Consider the following 2,103-nt stretch of genomic DNA (forward strand, 5'->3'; position numbering starts at 1 on the left):
GAGCGCTTTTGAAAGCTCTGGGCCATGTGCAAAGTGTCGTTGAGCGGCGCAATACCATCCCCATTTTGTCGAACGTCTTGATCGAAGCGCGCGATGGCAGTGTGACCTTTGCGGCAACCGACCTTGATATCGAGATCGTCGATGGCGCAGAAGCTGATGTCGAGCGTCAGGGCGCAATTACGGTTCCGGCTCACCTGCTCTATGAGATCGTCCGGAAATTGCCCGATGGCTCGCAAGTGCGCCTCGACTTGTCGCCAGACGACCCCCGCGTGACCATCACCGCAGGCCGTGGCCGCTATAATCTGCCCGTCCTCGCCGCTGGCGACTTCCCTGCCATGTCGAGTGGCAGCTTTGACTCCCGCTTTACGCTTGAGCGCGCAGCCCTTGCCCGTCTTATTGACCGCACGCGCTTTGCGATTTCGACCGAAGAGACCCGCTATTATCTCAATGGCGTCTATCTGCATTCAGCAACGGGTGATTCAGGCCCTGCCCTGCGCGCGGTTGCCACTGATGGTCACCGCTTGGCACTTGCCGACTATCCCCAGCCAGAAGGCGCAACAGCTGTTCGTGGCGTCATTATCCCGCGCAAGACGGTGCAAGAGCTGCGTCGCCTGTTGGATGACGCGGCAGACGATGTTGAGATCGCCGTGTCGGATGCCAAAATCCAATTCTCCTTTGGCCGCACCACGCTGACATCCAAGCTGATCGACGGTACTTTCCCAGATTATACTCGCGTTATCCCGAAGGGGAATTCGCGGATCATGACCGTGCGCAATGACGAGTTCTCGCGCGCGGTAGACCGGGTTGCGACCATGGCGGCAGAGCGTTCGCGCTCCATCAAACTGACCATTGGCGATTCAAAGGTCATCCTGGCCGTGAACAGCCCTGAAACCGGTGCGGCGACCGAAGAGGTCGAGGCCGATTATAGCTCCGACACGATGGAGATTGGCTTCAACGCCAAATATCTCCTCGATATCGCGGGCCAGATTGGTACGGGCGAAGCGCGGTTTGAGTTCGCCGACGCCGCTTCGCCTACGTTGGTACGAGATGGCAATGATCCCAATGCGCTCTTTGTGCTGATGCCGCTGCGCGTGTGACGGCAGACCCTGTGGCGACCCCGCGCGCCTTTGTGCGGCGGCTTAATTTAACGCAATTCAGGAACCACCCGCGCCTTGATCTAGAGACAGGCGATGGGCCTGTGTGTCTGTTTGGCCCCAATGGTGCCGGCAAGACCAATATTCTCGAGGCTCTCTCCCTTCTAGGTCCAGGTCGGGGCTTGCGAGGGGCAGACCTCGATGAGATGGCGAGGCAGGGTCCAGACGGTGGCCCCTTCGCCGTGACGGGCCTGATCCAACTGGGCGACGAGGCACGGCGTATCGGCGTAGGCCTGGAACGCACGGCGACCGGCCAGAGGCGGGTTGCACGCATTGATGGCAAGGATGCAGGCCCAAAGGATCTAGCAGAGACGGTGCGCCTCCTCTGGCTCACCCCGGCGTATGACCGGTTGTTTGCGGGCCCGGCCGGAGAGCGACGTAAATTCCTCGACCGCTTGGTTTTTGCAGTGGCCCCAGAACATGCCCAGCAGGCCAGCCAGTTTGAAAAGGCGCTGCGCGAACGATCGCGCCTCTTGGAGGAGCCAAAGCCTGACACGCGCTGGCTGAGCGTCATTGAGGCCGAAGTCGCCGCCGCAGGGGTCGCGCTGGGTCTGGCGCGGCTAGAAGCTGTCGATGCCCTGCAGACCGAAATCGCCCAGCGGCCGGATGGTGCCTTTCCTAAAGCGACCCTTGCCCTTGAGGGTGTGTTTGAAACGAGCCTGCGCGAGACGGGCCACGCCGCGCAGGCCGAAGCCGAATATGCACGCCTGCTACACGATTGCCGGGCTCGTGATTCGGCGGCGGGACGGGCCTTGGATGGCCCACATCGCTCAGATTTAACTGCGATCCATACCCCCTCTGGCATGCCCGCGCAAAAATGCTCCACAGGCGAGCAGAAAGCCCTTGTAGTTACACTGATTTTAGCCCAAGCGCGGCGGATTGCATCTGGCCTGCCAACGGCAAAAAGTGCGGGCTTTTCTGGGCCGAATCCGCTAGTCTTATTGGACGA

The 2,103-nt window shown here is 60.7% G+C and carries 2 protein-coding genes; both read left to right on the forward strand.

Annotation, left to right across the window (positions count from 1 at the left end; translation table 11 throughout):
• Nucleotides 1–1,097 (forward strand): DNA polymerase III subunit beta (gene dnaN, locus ACOVRA_RS10895; RefSeq protein WP_421720310.1); only part of this gene is annotated, 1,097 nt, incomplete at its 5' end.
• On the forward strand, nucleotides 1,094–2,103 hold a 1,010-nt coding region (gene recF / locus ACOVRA_RS10900), incomplete at its 3' end, for a DNA replication/repair protein RecF (RefSeq protein ID WP_421720311.1). The genes dnaN and recF, both read left to right, overlap by 4 nt.

Source organism: Aquidulcibacter sp., from assembly GCF_049239865.1.
Lineage (GTDB): Bacteria > Pseudomonadota > Alphaproteobacteria > Caulobacterales > Aquidulcibacteraceae > Aquidulcibacter.